Genomic DNA, 19,731 nt, shown 5'->3' on the forward strand with positions numbered 1-19,731 from the left:
GTAAACAATTTCAAGCTATAAACTGTAAATTATCAATACCATTACAGACATCCTTAAAACTTTAAGGTTTAGCGATCGCCTAATTTATGAAAAATACAGCTCATACAGTTACTTTTATATTACATTGCAAATATCTATGTAACATGTAAAGATGCCAGCGCTCATTGCTATAGCACGATAAAAAAACTTTCTCCCTTCTAATATCAAATCCGCTCGGGTTCGGTATAAAAAAAATTTTCATCTTCATCCAATAGCAAATGTTTCGCGCATTCTCTTCCCTCCTGAGGAGGTCCTTCCCCTCCTGGGAGGGGGAGGGGGGAGGGGTGGGTTGACTCCTGACTCCTAAATTAACTATCTAATTACACCGATGCTACCGGATTTGATATAACCTTTTCTTTCCTCCTGATTCCTGACTTCTAAATTTTAACTTCTAACTTCTCACTTTTAACTTTTAACTTTTGACTTTTGACTTCTATAACCAATTCCCTACCAAAACAAAAGTTGACCAGAAGTAGGGATGTTTAAATTCTGAATCTACCTCTTCTGCTAGAGCATCTCGTAACATTTTTCGTTGTGCTCGACGCAAAGCTTCTGCCTTCGTAATTTTTGAGTCGATCAACTGTTCATATAAATTTTTCATCAACACAGCAGTTGCTTCATCACTCACATACCACAAACTAGCAATAGTACTTCTTGCCCCTGCTCTGACTGCAACTCCCGCTAACCCCAATGTTGCTCGATCATCCCCAGTGGCAGTACGACAAGCACTCAATACTAATAATTCTACAGGACGTGTTTGTTGAACGCCAGATTTAATCATACTTCGTAACTCTTCAACATTAATCCTATCATCCCAGGTCAGAATAAATGTATCTTCAACATTAGAACTAAATTCGCCATGGGTTGCAATGTGAATTACTTGGTAAGGAGTATCAGCGACTTCGGTATTAGCTTCATTTTCTGTAAACAACTCATTTAGCAAAATCTCACTAGAAGCTTGAGCTTGAATATCTTCTAACTCTTGTCTCACATTTGGCAGCGGTGGAAAACCTTGACGACTTTCAGTTATTCCCATACCTAGTACTTCTAGTTTATTTCGTGCTAGTGGTTTAGGATCGATTAATTCTAGACTAGGAGCGATCGCCACATTATAGTTCTGAATTACATATTCCTTACTATCATCATTATAAAGACTAGCTAAAGGAATACTTCGCAACCTTCCTTCTAATACAAATACTAAGGTTTTTATCTGACTATCTCGCAGTAGATCTTCAGCAGGATGAATTAGCCATTTATAGACTTCTGCAGCAGGTTCCCGATAATTTTCAATAAAAATTCGCTTTTGCGGAAATGTGAGAGCTGTTAGCATAGTTTCAATTTTTGAGTCTATTTCCTCTCTTGATATGTTAGTGCTGTAATAAACCAAAGGTTTTTCTGGTATGGCTAATATTACTGCCAAGCGATCGCGCAAAATAATTGTATAAAAAATAGCTGCATTTTTGTCCACGCGGTCTACTTCTACAGGTTGAGCATCTAAACAAGAATTACGAAAAAAATTATCTAGTTCAGCTAACTGCAAAGCTTCAATTACTTGTCGTGCTTGTTTTAAATTTTTTTGACTAATATCATTTTTTCCAGGTGTAGCAGGTTGTAAAAGTAACTCTACTAATTCACGATAAATAGGTTCTACACTATCCCTAAAATCAAACTTTAATTCTGAACTAATAGCAACTATATCACTCCGCAAAGCTTGGAGATTTTTTACTGATTGAGAATAAGCTACTATCGCTTCGTTTGTATTTCCTGTAACTGTTAAAATCCGACCTAATTGCCATTCCCACTGATAAGAAATATCAGCAGCATTAATACTTTGAGCCAAAATTAAAGCTTTTTCTGTTAACTCTCTAGCCTCATTCCATTGCTGATTATGTTCATATAAAGTTCCCAAAGTTCCTAAACCATAAGATTCTGCCCTTGTATCTCCTAAATTTCTTGCTTGTTGTACCGCTGTCACTAAGTAATCAGCAATTTTTGCTGGTGGATATAATGGTTTATTACTGTCATTTGCGAAAACTTCTTTTCTTAATTCTATTAAATTCTGAGCCAGATTAATTCTGGCATAAATACCTGGCTGAGAAGCAGATAATTGGTTTAACAAATCATCTATATTTGTGACTAATTCTGTTGCCGTTAAATATTGCTTTTGTTCTACAGATAAATTTAACTGATTGAGCATTGCTTGAGTTTTAATTTCTACTATAGGTGATTCCTGAATAGCTCGTTGATAGAATAAATTAGCAGCTTGGGGATTATCTAAAAGGATAGCTGTATTACCTAAACTAATTAAAATTATCGCTATTTCTTCTGTTGCTTGTAAATTTTCTGCTATGACTAAACTAGACTCTAAAACTTTTTGAGATTCTGATAGTTGACCTATTCCTCGAAGCACATCACCCAAACTTTGTAGTGCTTTTGCTTTAATTATTGTATCTGGTTGTTCTTCCAGATTTTGTTTAGCTCTTGTTAATTGTTTAAATGCTTGAGAATATAAACCCAAAGCTTGTAAAGCCTGAGCTTGATTAATTCCACTACGAGTAAACCCTAAAGAATCACCAATTTTTTCATAAATTTCACTGGCTTCTTTCCAAGTATCTAAAGCTACTTCTGCTTGACCAATAGATAATTTTAACTGACCTTTTACTTCTAGAACGCTAGCTGTAATTTTTTCAGTTTTTTGAAGATTTGATATTTGTTGAATTAAATTTAAACAATTATTTAAGGCTGCTTCAGCATTTTGCCATTTTCCTAGTTTGAGATAAACTAAACCTAAATTTCTTAGCGCTCTAATCTGACTATAATTATCTCCTTGAGTAGCATAATTATTAATAGCTACTTCTAACAGAGGTATACTTGCAGAAAAGTCTCCTTTTTCAAAAAGTTTTTGTGCTTGTAGTTCTAAATTACTAGCTGATATGGTCGGTGCTTGAGTTAGCACATCCCCATTTATTTTACTTTTTTTAACTAGATTATTATGCAGGTAAACTGCCTGAACTTGTTTGACTTGAATACCTAAAATTAAGGCAGAAGGCAGAAGGTAGAAGGCAGAAGAAAGAAGAAAGACTTTAAGCATATATTTGCTACAGAATAGTTCAACAATTAATAATTAATAATTAATAATTAACAATTACCTCTCCTTTAAAACGGATAGGATTGACTCAAAGAAAATTTTTTCTTTTTATACTCTTAAAAGAGGAGGCTTTCAACCACAATTTTTCGCTAAAGCATAAAATTTTATATTTTTTTGCAAATAGTATTATACCATTTTGAAAAAAGAATGTTACGAATAATAAGTGCGATATAAAAACTTTAGAGGATATGTCCTTTTGACAAAAAAATAGAATATCCTAGCTCAAAACTGGTATTGAATCCATTCCCATACGACTCCTGACTCCTGAATCCTGACTCCTAAGAAATAAACTAACTATTTGTAACAAAGATTTATAAAATTGGTATTATCTTAATTTTGGATAAAATTATACCATGCATGAAAAAAAGAATTTTACAAATAAACTGGCTATTCATTAATGGATAATGGATAATTAATAATTACCTCTGGTTAAAACCGAGAGGATTGAAGATAAGGAGATATTATTTCTTCTCTTAGTCGATTGGATATGGTTAGGAAACCCATCCATCCCATCCTACGGAATGCTCCGCAAACGACCGCTTTTTTCCCCTTAAAAGGGGAGGCTTCAAGGCACGAATTATTTAATTATTAATAATTAATAATTAATAATTCGGTAAATAACTAATAATCCACCTAAAACTAATCCACCTAAAACTAATCCACCTAAAACCTAAAAAATTATTTGTAGCAAACATTTCTCAATTTGGTAAGTTCCTATGCAAAATTAATTACACATCCTATTTGACTTTCTGTTCCCTGTTCCCTGTTCCCTATCTCAACTAGGAAATTTATTTTGCACGACTACTAATTAGTATATAGCAAAGAAGGAGTTGGTGTTTGATTTATGCTGATGATAAACCTTAGACAGAGAAATATTTTTCCTACTGTTCCCCGTTGCCCATTGCCCATTGCCCATTGCCTGTTCCCTATTCCCTGCTATAGTATTTTTTTAATAGCCTTCTCCTGACGGCGTATCGAAGACTATCCATAAGCAATTGATTCTGTCTCCTGTCTTCTGTCTCCTGACTCCTTCTTCAAAACAGAATACAATCAAATATCTAACATTATTTGTTTTATAGATTAAAAAATCGGAAATATTTGATTAATAAATGATTAGAAAGCTCTGTATTTCAGATAAAAGTATATACCATCCTCCTGTAATGAATCTCCATTTGTCTCTATATCTACAAAAGGTATTCCCCAATCTAATTGAGCCGAAAAACGAGTTCCTACTTGAATTCTTAAACCCACACCTACAGAAGATAGAGTTTCCTCTACCAATTCAACTTCATTACTATTCCAAACAGTACCAAAATCAATAAAAGGAGTTAATTGTAAAGTAGCATCCAAGTCTCGCACCCGCAGAATAGGGAACCGAAACTCACTAGAAATAAACAACCCATTATCACCAAGTAAAGCATCTTGACGATATCCCCTCACACTTAATCCACCTCCCAAGCTAAACTGTTCTTGGGGAAACAAACTTCTAGGTGCTAATTGAATATCTGACCTAACTAAAAAAACTGTATCTGGTGCAAATAAACGTAAATATTGTGCTTGTCCCCGCCAAGAAAAATATCTCCCATCTGGAGCATTACTATTAACAGTAGCATCAAAAGCATTTATTCCTAGAGAAAATTCTGACCGTGCCACAAACACATCATTAGTACTCCTAGAAGTATATTCCTGAAAAAAACGAACTGAAGAAATTCTAATCTCCCCATCATTTGGATCGGGAAAAGGGTCATCGGAAAGAGTAGTTTTTGATTCTTCTACAGAACCCATTAAACCCAGAGCAATTTCTTTACTAAGAGTTTGATAAATAGGTTGGCGAAAACTCATCTCATAAGTACGAGAATTTGTTTCAATATCTAGTTCATTAAAAGGATCTTCGATAATTTCACTACTGGTGCGACGATGACGTAAACTAATAGTCCCATTTTTAGAATTAATGGGGATAGTATAACTAAAGTCATCAAGAGTATCACTACCATCTGTATTGTAATAAGTCGCATTCAGGCGATCGCCAAACCCAGTCAAATTACTATGAGAAAGTTGAACTTGACGACGAACAGTACCTACACTAGGAGAACGTAAATTATCAGCAGAAAGTTGAGCAAAAAAAGCAGGTGCTTCTTCCACCTCAACCTCTAACCTACTCAAACCAGGACGAGAACCTGCTGTTAAATTAGCAGATAATCTCTCAACTAAAGGGTCAAGCTGAAGTAACTGTAAAGATTGAAATAAATCATCTTGATTTAAAGGAGTTTTAATACCAGATTCAATTCGACTGCGAATATAACCAGAATTAAGTCGTTTTAACCCCGAAATTTCAATTGCTTCAACTATCCCTTCTATCACTTCTATTGTAACTGTACCATCTTGCAAAGTTTGTGGGGGAATAAATGCCCCAGAAGTAACATATCCTCGATCGAAATATAGCTGAGTTACTGCTGTTTGTGCTTCTAATAATTCGGCAAAAGAAATAGGACGATTTGTAAAAGGTTCAAGAATTTCCGCCAATTCTGTAGAACTAAAAACTGTACTACCAACAACTACAAATTGGGTTACTGTAATTTTACCTGGAATTTGCAGAGGAGGTGACTGGGGAGATAGAGATGGTACTGGTGGAGGTTGGAGCAAATCATCTGGTGGAGGTAATGGTTCTACATCTGGTATGGGTTGAGGGTTAGGGTTAACTGGCCTGGGAGTTGTTTGAGCAGTGGCAGGTTCAGAAGCAGAAAGATAAGACAAAGAAATAAGAATTATTATCCAGACAATCATAACTTTTTTTCGAGGTTGAGGTCCTGCCTAAGCAAATAATAAAATTTGGTCATCGAAATAATAAATTTTTTTTTATAGTGTCCTTTCATGGCTTAGTGTTAAGACCCAACTTGAAGAAGGAGACAGGAGACAGGAGACAGGAGACAGGAGGAAAATTACATGGGGATTCGCTCCCCCAAGTAATGCGTGAACACCCCCGTTGACGGTGGGGTATTAAACCCACAAAGAAAATGATAAAATACCCAACATAATTTTATAAGGGCGTGGAATAGACTTGTCGCTTTATAACTTAAAAATTCCCCAAAAACCTTGTTCTGTAAGGATTGTAGTTATTGGATGGCAAAAATGCTGGGAATTATTGCTCTGTCTAGGTTAGAGTGATTTTTTCCCTTTATTTAGCGACAACTCTAATGTCTCACCCATCATTAGGCTATTTTATCCATAGTTATACTTCTTTTTTTTCTATTTCCCTAATATTCAACCGAGAAAATAATGATAAATTTGCCAACTTAGAGACGGTTGATTGATAGAAAAAGTAGAGTATGTGGCGATACCATTTATTATGTATTCAAGCATTTATGGAAGTTTGGCCATCACACACTGTAACAATGGAGTGTGTTATACCAAATTAATAAATTTTTGCTACAAAGAAATAGGTTATTTCTTAGGAATAAACCCACCTCTAACCTTTCTCAGGAGGGGAAGTCAGGAGTCATAATAAATAGCTTTGATACCATTTATTAGGTCATAATTGATATTTTTACTCCAAGGGACATCTCCTATAAAGTCATTTAATTGTTCTGATTATTCGTAAAATTATTTTTCCAAATTGATATTACTCCCTTCCCGCTATAAGATTACCTAACAATTGACTAAGGCATAAATATGGTGAATTATATTTTGAATTTGTTGTGCTGTTTGAAGCTGATTGAATTCAAAGTATTTTTCCAGCTTATATTGAATTTGTTCCATATTTACACCCAAGGGAAGATTATGCAGCAGTTTCATTCTTAACAGATGAATAATATATTCAGCTAGATTAAAATTAGGAGAATAACTCGGAGTATCAATAAAATCTACCACAATTTTATCTGACATTTTGAGTTCCACAAGATGTGCAAGTAATTGAGTTCTCATTTTCTTTTTATCTGTGGAATTATTATCTCAAATAATAGTCAGTTGATCAAATCCATTTTTGACACAATCCAGACAAAGTTGTCAAAAATAATCTGAAACATCCTCCGATGAGCGATTTTTCTTTTAACTGGAAATACTCTTGACCTGTCAAAGTATCTACGGCAATCATCCCGTTCAATTTCTTTCTCTTTCCTTTCTGATTACTGAGTACTTTTGACCCTGTGTTCTTTTCTGCCCATCCGTAAAAAATACTGGGACGTTCATCAACAGCAAATTCGTCAAAAAATACTATTTTTTTCTTTTTCTTCTTGAGAAGAGAGTTTTTTTTTAAGTTTGATATCAATGTTTTTTGCTCTTCTTTGTGAGTATTAGCATCATCTCTATGTGCTTTTGGATTTGACTTATTTAACTCCTTGAGTATTTCATAGATTCTGGTTATTTTTAACTTCACTTCCCATCTTGACTCGAGCACAGTACTAATAATTTGGCCTGTCCATATATTTCTATCTATGCCATAGTTTCTGGGTAATTCTTCCCTAAACATTCTTTTTAATTCTTGTTTTTGTTCTCAATTTAATCTTGAAGATACTTGATGACAAATTGGTTTGGTTAATTCATTTAACCCTGCTTCCAGAAATTTATCTATCCAAGTTGATCAAGTTTTGTAATTACAATTTAATAATTCTGATACTTCTATTCTACTTTTTCCCTCATATAGGTATCTAATTGCTAGTAATCTTTTCCTTAAATACTGTTTTTGATGTTTGTAGTATAGTTTTGGCCATAAATCCCAATCCAGTTGGCGAACTGACAAGTCAGCGCAAGCTATCGCTTCACCTAAATGTCCTATTTTTCAGTAATTTATATCATGTCCGGATAATTAGTGATAAAAAAACTTTCTCCTTCTTCATTCTTTCTACCCTCCTGTCTCCTGTCTCCTGTCTCCTGACTCCTTCGTCGTTTATTTATAACTGTTCAACCGGACATGATATTAGTCATCATCAACCCTGAATTAAAATAATGTAGTTTTGATTGTGATCAAATACGTAATCTTTTGGCGGGAAGGGAGTAATATATTTTCAATGCCTGTTGAATTTGTGAAGTAGACGCTGCGACCTTCCCCAACATTAAATTCCTGAAAACTATGAAATAAATTTGCACCTCTAATTACTCCACCTTCTATCTGTTCTTTTAATTGATCGATACTGTTAATAACTTAATTTTCTTTGCCTAATGTTTGATCTGGAATGATTTGAGAATTAACAGATTTTTGAGAAAAAAATATAGCCAGAAATAGAATGGTACTAGAGGTAGTATTTATCCAGTTATATCAAATCCGCTCGGGTTCGGTATAAAAAAATTTTTCATCTTCATCCAAGAGCAAATGTTTAGCGCATTCTCTTCCCCCCTGACTCCTGACTCCTGACTCCTGACTCCTAGATTAACTATCTAATTACACCGATGCTACCGGATTTGATATTATCAGAAAAATTTAAGTTCATATTCGCTATCAAAAATAAGAGCAAATAATTAATCAGAAAAAGTTCCAAATGCCACAGGTGAAAATAGATAACAACTAGGATGAATTAACTGTAAACCACCTGAGTTGACAGTAGTTACAGTAGTAGTGAGTATAATAGTACCACTTTCAGTCATGACCCAACCCTGAGCTTGACGAATTTCTGGCAACTTCTCGACTTCTGAGCGATGGTAGACTACAACAGGTTGTTTATCATCTCTCATCACACCACTTGTATACCCGGATGTTTCTGTTTCCCATTCGACCATTCCTCTTAATACTGTTAATGGTTGAGTTGGATCTGGTGGTAGACCACCTCGACCTGTAATTACAAAGGAACTACCTTCTTTTTGAGCTTGAGTTGGGGCACATATATTGTTGGCCACTAATGATTGAGGGTCTATGACTGTTGCAGATAATCTGACCACTCCTTGAGTGGGGTCTACTTGAGTATTAATATCTACTGTGCCGTCAATACCTAAAGTTGAGGTGGCAGTAATTTGACTACTATTATCAAGAAATACCCCTTGTGCGTTAATAGAAATATTACCACCTCGACCCTCTATAGCATTGGCACTAATATTACTATTGTCCGAACTAACAATAAATTGTGCATCAATATTAATATCTCCACCTGTGGCAGACTCTGTAGCGTTGGTAGTAATTGCACTATTATTTTCTAGGTTAATATCTGAAACTTGTATAGTAATGTTACCCTGGTTTCCAGCTGTAGTTTCCGCACTCAGAGTACCATTGTTGAGTTCAATGGATGGAGCATTAATATTGAGGGAACCTGCCACCCCATTACCAGAACTACTAACGGTAACGATCGCTTGGTCTTCCACTCTTAAATTCGGTGTATTAATATTGATAGACCCAGCATTGCCATTACCAAGGGTGCGAGCAGTAATAGTGCTGGAGTCACCAGAAATTGAATTTACTCCAGATAGAGTAATATTTTCTGTGGCACTGACCGTCAAATTTCCTGCTTTGCCGTCTCCAAAGGTACTAGCGCTGACTTCAGCTCCATCTAGAATTGTCAAGTGTTCTGTTTCTATGAATGCGTTGCCTCCATCTCCACTACCTACTCCCAGAGACAAATTTCTTAAGTCTTCTACACTAGCAAGAATACTGCTAGGAAGTTCACCATTTTCAGCACGACCAACGAGTTCAATTTCTGTTGCTCTTACTTTTAAGTCTCCACTATCTCCTACACCAGATGTACCTGCTCTGACTTGAGCACCATTTCTTAAGCTCAAGCGTTCGGTGTCAACAGTTAAATTTCCGCCATTGCCTGTAGCTCCATCAAAGACTGAAGTAAACAAGCTACTAGGAAGTTTACCGCTAAGAATAGTACCACTCATGTTAATTTCTGTTGCTCGTACTGTTAAATCTCCACTTTGACCTTGAGCAAATGTTCCAGTACCTATTGACCCTCCATCTTTTAACTGTAGACCTTGGGTATTAATTGCTAAATTTCCACCATTTCCTGTTGCTCCTGGTAAAACAGTTGTTAACAAACCACTAGGAACTTGGCCATTTATACTTTGAATTAGAGATGATATTTCTGGGAATAAATTTTCACTGGTAGCATTACCTGATAGCTCTACTTCCTTTGCATTTACTGCAATGCTTCCTCCTTGACCGGAGCTGAAGACTGCCGCTTGAATTATTGCTCCATCTCGTAGTATTAGACGTTGGGTATCTATTGTTAAGTTGCCACCATCTCCTGTAGAACCTAATGCAACTTGACTATTTATACCGCTGAGAAACTGACCATCTGGTGAAATACCTACTGCTTCTATTTCAGTGGCATTAATTTCTATATTTCCTCCCTTACCTTCACTGGAAGTAGATGCTAAAATTGAGCCTCCATTTGTCAACATTAGATTTTGAGTATTAATTGTTAAATTTCCTCCATCTCCATTTCTAATTATTGCTGCACTCTCATTGCTATCAGCAGTAATGAAACTGTTATTTACCTCAATATCGGTGGCATTAATTTCTATATTTCCACCTTTACCTTCCCCTTCAGTACGAGCGCTAATAGTGCCTCCATCTTCAACAGTCAGGCGGTCTGTATTAATCAATATTTCACCACCATCACCACTACCAATACCTGATGGATCTACAGTAGAGAAGTCTTCAACTGCAGCTTGAATAGTGCTTGGTAAAAACAAAAAATCATTAGTAAAACTACCTTGTAAGTTAATTTCTTTTGCCGTCACAGTCACATCCCCACTGTCCCCTACACCAGATGTACCAGCTCTTACTTGTCCTCCATTTTGTAGAGTTAGAGACTGAGTATCAATAGTAAGATTTCCACCTTGACCTGTAGCACCTAATAAAACTGTAGTAAAAAAGCTACTTGGCAGAAAACCATCTTCAGAAATACCGCTGACTTCTATTTCCCTTGCCTGAACTGCCAGTTCTCCACTATCTCCGGCACCAAATGTACCAGTTCCTATTTGCGCTCCGTTGCGTAATACTATGCGATCGCTATTAATTGTTAATTTGCCACTATTTCCTGTAGCTTCCGGTATAACTAGAGCTAAAATTGCACTGGGAAATTGACCATTTAGAGATTCTAACAGGAGTTCTTGCTGAGGAACAGTAGTTTCAAATACAATAGTATCAGAGGCTTCTATTTCAGTGGCATTGACAGTTAAATTTCCTCCTTGTCCTGCACCAAAAATGTTGGCTCCCAGTTGTCCCCCATTGAAAAGCTTGAGGTTTTGAGTATTAATTGTTATGTCTCCACCTCTACCTGTTGCTCCTGGTAATACATCTGTAAATATGCCACTGAGATTTTGACCATCTGCTGATATATCCATAACTTCTATTTCATTGGCGTTTATTGTCAGTTCTCCGCTTGTACCTGTGCCAAATGTAGCTGTACTTATCTGTCCTCCACTTGTGAGTATTAAACGTGGAGCATTAGTTGTAATAGTTGCCCCACTGCCAGTTGCAGCAAATCCTACATCAGCATTCACAAAGCTTTCTGTTACTTCCAATAATTCGGAAGATATTAATGAAATGCTGCCTCCTGGTTCACTACCTAAAGTATTAGCGACAATAGTTGAACCTCCTGTGATGCTTACTTGTCTACCTTGAAGTTGAATATCGCCACTACCCTCTCCACTTACATCCACAACAGCACCATTCTTGATTTGTATATTCTTAAAGTTTTCTACTTCTGAATAATTAAGAGTATAATTATTGGTGTTTTCTAATCTGACTAAACTGTTATCTCCAACACTGCCTATTTCTATTCTTCCTTGTTCTGTTGTCAGTTTTCCACTGTCAATAATTACCTCCCTTCCTATTAATCCTAAAATTTCTCCAGATGGTACTTGTAGACCAATTTCTTCTGCAGTTGATTTACTGACAATATTTCCTTGAGTTTGACTGGCTATTTGATTGAAAAATAGGGCTGAAGGTTTTATTGATAATAAGTTACTATTTTGAAAATTAGTAGCACTAAATAAACCATTTTCTCCTAATCTAATTTCGTCGGCTGTTGTAGCAATAAATGACCCCCTAATATCTAGACTAGAATTAGGTCCGAATAATATACCATTAGGATTTACTAAAAATAAATTTGCTTCTCCTAATACTCCTAAATTTCCTAATATATTGCTGGCATTATTACCTGTTATTCTTGTTAATATATTTTCAATTTCTGCTGGATTTGTGAAGTAAACACTTCGATTTTCTCCAACATTAAATTCTTGGAAACTATGAAATAAATTTGAACCTCTAATTGCTCCACCTTCTATCTGTTCTTTTAATCTATCTATGGAATTAATAACTGAATTTTCTTTCCCTAGTGTTTGGTCGGGAATTATTTGAGTATTTCCCTGATTTTGGCAAAATAAACTAGATAAAATTAGCCATATTCCTGATGTTGAACTGAGCAAAATTGGTAGAGATTTTAATTTCATAATTATTATTAAACAGGGAATAGGGAATAGGGAATAGGGAATAGGGAATAGGGAATAGGGAACAGGGAACAGTGGTAAAAGCATTTCTGGCGTCTCAGGTTCATCATCAATCTCTGTCAAACGCCAACTCTTTCCTTGCTATATAGAAGTCCTAACCGTATCTCTGCAAAGGTAGGAAGGTAGGGTTTTTTTGCCAATAAGTTAGGATATTTATATTTAATTACATAATTAATAGATATCTCCCACAATCAAAAATCAAATCAATTATTATCCAGAAACTGTCAACTATTCCTCCCTATTCCCTGTTCCCTGTTCCCTGTTCCCTCTAACAGATAACAACCTGGGTGAATTAATTGTAAACTACCTGTATTTACAGTGGGGGAAGTAGCTGTCAGGATAATATTACCGGATGTATTCATGACCCAACCTTGAGCTTGAAGAATTTCTGGTAATTTTTTACTCTGTTGTCTCTGGTAAACTAATACAGTTTGTTGCTTTATCTCTGATGATGTCGTTTTTTTCGCGCCAGTTTCCCAATCTACTACCCCTCTCAATACTGTTAAAGGTTGAGTAGGATTTGGTGGTAGACCCCCTCGACCTGTAATGACAAAGCTACTGCCTGCTATTCGATCTTGATTTGGTAAACATAGGTTTTGTGCTACCACAGACTCCGCATCCACAACTTCAGGAGATAATGTCACCACCCCTTGAGTGGGGTCCACTTGAGTGTTGACATCAATTGTGCCATCAATTCCTAATGCTGAACTAGCAGTCAAACTGCTGCTGTTGTCAAAAAATAATCCATCAGCTGTAATATCAATATTACCTCCTTGACCTTGAACAGCATTAGCATTAATTTTGCTACCATCTCTAGCGATAATAAATTTAGTATCAATAGTAATATTACCTCCCGTAGCATCCTCCTCAGCACGGGTAGTAATCGAACTATTGTTTTCTAAACTGATATTTGACGAATTAATCGTAATATTACCTTGGTCTCCAGCGCTAGTTTCTGCCGCCAGAGTACCATTGTTCAATTCAATTGATGGAGCATTAACATTCAGCGAACCTGCTACACCTTCACCGGAACTACTAACAGTCACTATTCCGCGGTCTTCCACTCTGAGTAGGGGTGTATTGATTATAACTGAACCCGCATCACCATTATCTGTTGCACGAGAAGCGATCGCGCTTTCTGGACTACCGCCGATTTCTATTTCTCTATCAGTTGTCATCATTCCCAATTCTTCTCTTTCATTAACATTGGGATCTATACCTGATATCAAGACACGATCACTGGCACTTACTTCTATTGTACCTGCATTGCCACTGCCAAAACTAGAGGTAATAACTTGGCCGCCTGCCGTGAGATTTAAAGTGCTGATATTTAGAGAAATATTACCTCCGTCAAAATCACTGTTACTTCTTGCCGTAATTAATGCTCCATTATCAATATTCAGGATAGGAGTAGTAATTTCTATACTACCGCCCTCTCCAGTTGCACCTGACTCTGTACTAGCAGTAATAGCACTAGAATCACCAGAAATGGAACTAAACCCAGAGACAGTAATATTATTATTGGCTCGAATAGCAATGCTTCCTGCTGTTCCATCTGCCTCAGTTCGAGCCTCAATTGTAGCTCCATCTCGGATTGTTAAACTATCAGTCTCAATGGATATTTCTCCACCATTACCACTGGATCTAAATTCGCCATCATCCCGTACTGTAGCAGATATGGTGCTAGAAAAAATACCATCCTCAGAACGGCCAATTACCTCAATTTCGTTAGCCTTAATATTAAGTTCTCCAGCATCACCAGCACCAAAAGTAAAAACGCCTACTAATGCTCCATCCTGTATACTTAAGCTCTGAGTTTCAACAATGAGATCGCCTCCATCCCCAATCGTATCTTCTTGAACTGAGGCAAATAATCCGCTGCTGAACACATCCTCTATACCGATAAGTTCAATTTCCTTTGCTCGTACTATCAAGCTTCCTGCTTTACCTTCCGAACCAGTTGATGAATCTATTTGAGATCCATCCCGTAAGCTGAGGCGTTGAGTTTCAATAGTTAAAGTTCCTCCTTCTCCTGTTGCTACTCTTCCTTCTACCTCTGGTGCTTGAACACCACTAGCTATAAAATTGGTTAATACAAAACCTTCTTCATCGACTCGAAAACCTCTAGCTTCAATATCTGTTGCCTGTAATGTTAGGTTTCCAGCATTACCTTCACCAAAAGTTTCTGCTGCAATTACTGAGCCATCCCTCAGAATCAAACGCTGAGTTTCAATATCAATGTTACCTCCATTTGCTATAGCTTCTTCCCTGACATCACTAAAAATTTCACTACTAACTACTTCCACTACTTCTGAAGCAGTAATTTCTATATTTCCTCCTGGTTCCGATCCATTTGTACTTCCTGTAATTTCAGAAAGTTCTGTAACAATAATACGTCTGCCTTGAATTGAAATATCACCACCACCCTCATCTCCTCGAGTATCAATAACAGCAGAAGCTATATTGACATCCTGAAAATTATCAACCTCTGAATAGTCCAAATCATAACCTTTATCTGTTGGATTTAACCTGACAACAGAGTTATTCCCTATACTCCCTAACTCTACCCTTCCTTGTGGGACTGTGATTATCCCCCCATCTATTTCTACATCTCCTCCTACCAAAGCTAGAGTTTGCTCCCCTTGCAACTCCAAACCCACTTCTTCCTGTATTGATTGATTAATAATTGCTCCTCTAGCTCGAGTCTCCAGTTGATTTGAGAATAAGGCTGAGGGTTCTACTGATAATAAATTACTTGTATGAGGTGCTGTGGCACTGAAGAGTCCATTTTGTCCCAGTCTAATTTCGTTAGCAGTTGTGGCAATAAATGAACCCCGAATATCTAAACTGGCATTGGGCCCAAAGAAAATGCCCTGGGGATTCACCAAAAATAAATTTGCCCCGCCATCTACTCCCAATTTGCCCAAAATACTACTGGGGTTGTTACCTGTAATTCTAGTCAGAATATTTTCTATGCCGTTAGGATTGATAAAATAAACGCTTTTACCTTCTCTGATATTAAATTCCTGAAAACTATGGAATAAATTTGAGCCACGAATAGCTCCTCCTTCAATTTGGTCTTTCAGTTCATCAATGGAATTGACAACAGAACTTTCTTCACCAAGGGTGTTATCTGGAACTATCTGAGCATTTGCTTGAGTTTTCCAGTTACTGAAAAAATTCCACAAGAAAAAAGTTAGTGATACTATGAAGAGGGACGAATGGGATTTCACAACTAATTACCAATTTAATTAAGATTTATTATTTTGTAGACAAAACCTATACTATCTAAAATTTCAGTAGGTTGAGTAAAGCGCAGCACAACCCAAAAACAATATGTCCAATTTCTGATAGCTTCGTACCATTTCTGAAGAATAATACTATCAGGACTTACCCATGAGGTACGAAAAACTAGGATTTGAGATTGCTATCCGTTCCGGACTGCTGCGCAAACCCTCTCGGTCGCAATGACAAAAATACGTTGCAGGTGTGTAATATCATGTCCGGATAATTAACGATAGAACTCCGTTGCGCTGACGCGATCAAAAAATTTTTGTTTGTAGTTAGACTTTAGTCCATGAAGTATCTACAGGACTTACCCATGAGGTATGAAAAACTAGGATTTGAGATTGCTTCTCTGTCAGTCCGGTCGCCATGACGAAAATACGTTGCAGGTGTGTAAGTCCTAATCTATCTTCTTGCTAAAACCCAACTACGAGAGCTTCTAACTTATAACTATTCAACTGGACATGATATAAGTCCTAGCTATATTTGATTACCATCTCCCTACCTGCCCATCTCCCTTATTACTCAAGAAGATGATATACAGCAAACGTTTTGAGATTTGGTATTAGATTTAGCGATCGCAACCTCAATTAATAAATAGTTCTCCTTTCAAATTTTTTTCCAGCAAGAGCGATTAAAAAAGAGGGATATATATTGTTGTAAAATATTTATCTGTTCCGGATAGATTGCATATAGTATCGTAGTTATAGATAAGTTCAATTAATTTTGGATGGCCAATATTTACCCACTTACATACAGATTGTCAGTACCTAGTTAATATTACTAAGAATATGAATTTTTTTTTAATACTCACTAGATCAGGGGTTCAACCCATTATTGGTGGGATACGATAGAGGTAAGGGTAAATTATAAGTTAAAATATAAGATATGATATGTAGTTAAATTCTATCTAAGTTAGTATACAACAGTATGCCAACCTAGATTAAGTTAAAAGAGTTACTTAGGACAAGGACAATGACACATCAACAACAAAAACCAAACCTAAAACGAGAAAGTACATGGAAAAAGCCTACTGTTGACAAGCAGCCAAGATTGGAAAAGCTAACTGACAAGGATTTAGATTCTGTAGCTGGTGGTCGTCGTCGTCGTCGTCGTTAATTAATGTAGTGGCTACGATCCCTGTGTGTGGTAATTAAGTAATGACAGTAGTAGTGCTATTGATTACAGACATTTAGTCTTAACTTTAGGTATACCACCAAGAATAAAAAATTGACATACCATCTTCTTCTACCTAAAAAAATATTATCTTTTTAAAGATAGCGATTACTAACTAGAATATCTAGACCTAATGTAATCAGCTATCTTTTGATAATTTCATAGTTTAACAGTAACTACTACAGCTAGAGTTGAAAATTTTTCTCTAGCCTGTTTTATGTGTGGTAACTCAAATTATAGCTCTACTTTTGTCAATTTTGCCTTTCATTCTTCAAGCCTACCTAATCCTAAATCACACTATCCCAGTATAACACTAAATTCTATCGCTGTAAAGAAGATTGATATAAATTATCAAGTTGTTCTATAACAGACTGAGGTTTGAAAGTAAAACGGATATAAAAAGTCTTTGATGCTTCTTTTACTTTTAAGACCTTTCCATAAATATGCTCGCTCATAAACGATTTATTGCTAGGATTTAATAAATTAAGTTGGATATTACTGTGAATTAATGGTAGTGAATCTTCTGAAGCATATCTGTTAATCTCTATCTCTGATCCTCTTTGAGAAAGCTTAACTAACTTTCCCTTAAACACAGTATTACTAATATGTTTGCCTTCTACAATTAAATAAAAGATAGGAATTGGTTGTTCTATCGGTAATAGAATTTCCTCTTCTTTCGGCAAAAATAGATTATATTTACCACTAATTCCTCCCACTTCATAAATATTAATTGGATTACTAATACCTTTAGGCTTAATTTCCTTCGTACTATCTATCCTTAATTGTGAGGTACCGACCGCTGCCCTAGTAGCATTAGAAATCAGAATTTGATTTCCAGTGGCATAGCTTTCTATGCGAAAAGCCAAATTAACTTCCCAACCAATAGCAGTATATTCAGTATGTTCTTCAGAGCCAATATTTCCTACTACAGCATCCCCTGTATGAATACCAATACCCATTTCCAAAGTTGGCCACCCTAGAGCTTTGATTTTTTGATTAATAGATTTCATTTCTAACTGCATTGCCAATGCACAGGCCACAGCTCTCTGTGCATCATCTTCCCTAACTATGGGAGCGCCGAATAAAACCATTATTCCATCGCCAAGTAGCTTGTCAATACTACCACCATATTGAGTGATGATTTTTAATATATCTTTGAGATAAATATTAATAATTTCTACAACACTTTCTGGGGATAGTTGCTCAGAAAAGGCCGTAAACCCTCTTAAATCAGAAGTTAATACAGTTATACATTGCCTCTTACCTCCTATTTTTAAACCCTCTTTACTTTCCAATAAATTCTTGACTATTTCATTGGAGTGATAACGAGCAAAAGTTTTTCTAATCAGACTAGCAGTGCCAGCAACATAACCTGTAATGGCAAATGAAGAAACTACTATTGCTAATAAAGGAGGCACTACAGGAAGCCACCATCCCCAAAGAAACATAATATAAGTGCTAAGAAAAATGATTCCAGCTTCTAGGGTTAGGTTCTTCAATAAAGTTAGTGACAAGAATTTTTTGGTTTGATTTTGCCACTGCCATGTGACTGTGGCACCAACTCCAGACCAGATAAAAATCCATAACCATTCCTGGGGTTCAGACCAAGTTTTGATTAAGGAACGTTCATTTAGGGCGGCACTAATAATTTGACTAATAAAATTTGCTTGAAGTTCTACTCCTGCCATTGGTATTGGTGGAGCTAACAAATGACTACTGTAGGGTGTATAGAATAGATCGTTGAAGCTTTCTCCTACTGCTCCAATCAAAATTATGCGATCTCGTCCCCAGTCTGGAGGGACTTGTCCATCAAGGAGGTCTGTCAGAGAAACAGTTTCAAAATGACCGCTCGGCCCTCTATAGTTAATTAATAATTGATACCCACGAGCATCGGTTCTGACATAACCACCTTCATTTTGTTGAAAAGGAGGGAATACCTGATTTCCTACGCGCCAGTGATCGGTCCCCTCTACTGTATCTGCTTTAATATTTTCCTTTTCTAAATAAAGTAATGCTAAATGCAGGCTAAAACTATAAATAATTTCCCCATCTTGATTATCTAAATAAAATAAGCCTCGCCGAGATCTATTATCTGCATCGATAGGCGTATCATTTGCTCCTACTTGTCCTTTTTCTTGTAAAGCATATGGTGGTGCTACTCCTTCTCCTCTATCATCCTCTACTACTTTTTGGATGCCAACTAGATTAGGAGTGTTTTGAAATACTTTAACTAATTCTTGATAACCAGGGGGTACAGGTAAATTTCGGTAAATATCTAAACCAATAGCTCTGGGTTCCATTGCTTTGAGTTTTTTGAGCAACTTGGCAAGAGTTGAATCAGGAATTATTCCCTGACCTACTCTGCTTATATCCGCTTCATCAATACCAACAATTACGATACGTTTGTCCCTTGGAGGTAAAGGTCTATTTCTCATATAGAAGTCGTATGTACCCCACTCCCATAGCTGTAATATTCCAGTTAGGCGTAGTAATATTACCAATATAGTTACGCAGGGAGTAGTTATCCACACCCCGCGCCACTGCCAAATTAATGATGTAGCTGTTGATCCACGAGAATCATAATGAGATTTCACTAATGGTTTCTCAATATGTTTAACTTTTAGGTAATCTAACAATTTATA

At 36.4% G+C, this 19,731-nt stretch carries 9 protein-coding genes; 1 reads left to right on the plus strand and 8 read right to left on the minus strand.

All coding sequences use genetic code 11. The annotated features are described in order from the left end of the window. Positions 1 to 472 precede the first annotated feature (472 nt). The 7 genes from F6K27_RS21395 to F6K27_RS21420 all read right to left on the minus strand — a co-directional run bounded on the left by F6K27_RS21395 (position 473) and on the right by F6K27_RS21420 (position 15,861). Positions 473 to 3,130, minus strand: coding sequence for a CHAT domain-containing protein (locus tag F6K27_RS21395; RefSeq protein ID WP_287277998.1), 2,658 nt, complete (start codon positions 3,128 to 3,130; stop codon positions 473 to 475). Between the two features lie 1,170 nt (positions 3,131 to 4,300). Continuing rightward, positions 4,301 to 5,971, minus strand: coding sequence for a ShlB/FhaC/HecB family hemolysin secretion/activation protein (locus F6K27_RS21400; RefSeq protein ID WP_287278000.1), 1,671 nt, complete (start codon positions 5,969 to 5,971; stop codon positions 4,301 to 4,303). 861 nt (positions 5,972 to 6,832) lie between these two features. Then, positions 6,833 to 7,069, minus strand: a complete 237-nt coding sequence (locus F6K27_RS21405) for a hypothetical protein (protein WP_287300913.1) — start codon at positions 7,067 to 7,069, stop codon at positions 6,833 to 6,835. An 85-nt stretch (positions 7,070 to 7,154) separates the two neighbouring features. Next, entirely contained in the window at positions 7,155 to 7,652 is a 498-nt protein-coding gene (locus F6K27_RS21410) for a hypothetical protein (protein ID WP_287278003.1), read from the minus strand. 468 nt (positions 7,653 to 8,120) lie between these two features. Beyond that, positions 8,121 to 8,321: a hypothetical protein gene (locus F6K27_RS34400; protein ID WP_375339684.1), complete on the minus strand. Its 201-nt coding sequence runs from the start codon at positions 8,319 to 8,321 to the stop codon at positions 8,121 to 8,123. A gap of 317 nt (positions 8,322 to 8,638) precedes the next feature. Continuing rightward, positions 8,639 to 12,571, minus strand: coding sequence for a filamentous hemagglutinin N-terminal domain-containing protein (locus F6K27_RS21415; protein ID WP_287278005.1), 3,933 nt, complete (start codon positions 12,569 to 12,571; stop codon positions 8,639 to 8,641). Positions 12,572 to 12,852: 281 nt separating this feature from the next. After that, positions 12,853 to 15,861, minus strand: coding sequence for a filamentous hemagglutinin N-terminal domain-containing protein (locus F6K27_RS21420; protein WP_287278006.1), 3,009 nt, complete (start codon positions 15,859 to 15,861; stop codon positions 12,853 to 12,855). A 1,027-nt stretch (positions 15,862 to 16,888) separates the two neighbouring features. On the opposite strand from F6K27_RS21420, the gene F6K27_RS21425 reads away from it, so the two are divergent. Then, entirely contained in the window at positions 16,889 to 17,032 is a 144-nt protein-coding gene (locus F6K27_RS21425) for a hypothetical protein (protein ID WP_287278008.1), read from the plus strand. A gap of 377 nt (positions 17,033 to 17,409) precedes the next feature. Here the strand turns inward: F6K27_RS21425 and F6K27_RS21430 are convergent, their stop codons facing one another. After that, complete coding sequence (locus F6K27_RS21430) at positions 17,410 to 19,725, minus strand: adenylate/guanylate cyclase domain-containing protein (protein ID WP_353736042.1); 2,316 nt, start codon at positions 19,723 to 19,725, stop codon at positions 17,410 to 17,412. Between the last annotated feature and the right edge of the window lie 6 nt (positions 19,726 to 19,731).

The sequence above is a fragment of the Okeania sp. SIO2F5 genome (assembly GCF_010692685.1).
Lineage (GTDB): Bacteria > Cyanobacteriota > Cyanobacteriia > Cyanobacteriales > Microcoleaceae > Okeania > Okeania hirsuta.

Coding starts and splice junctions, on each gene's coding strand:
- F6K27_RS21395 (WP_287277998.1), bottom strand. CDS start 3,130: ATGCTTAAAGTCTTTCTTCTTTCTTCTGCCTTCTACCTTCTGCCTTCT.
- F6K27_RS21400 (WP_287278000.1), bottom strand. CDS start 5,971: ATGATTGTCTGGATAATAATTCTTATTTCTTTGTCTTATCTTTCTGCT.
- F6K27_RS21405 (WP_287300913.1), bottom strand. CDS start 7,069: ATGTCAGATAAAATTGTGGTAGATTTTATTGATACTCCGAGTTATTCT.
- F6K27_RS21410 (WP_287278003.1), bottom strand. CDS start 7,652: ATGTTTAGGGAAGAATTACCCAGAAACTATGGCATAGATAGAAATATA.
- F6K27_RS21415 (WP_287278005.1), bottom strand. CDS start 12,571: ATGAAATTAAAATCTCTACCAATTTTGCTCAGTTCAACATCAGGAATA.
- F6K27_RS21425 (WP_287278008.1), top strand. CDS start 16,889: ATGACACATCAACAACAAAAACCAAACCTAAAACGAGAAAGTACATGG.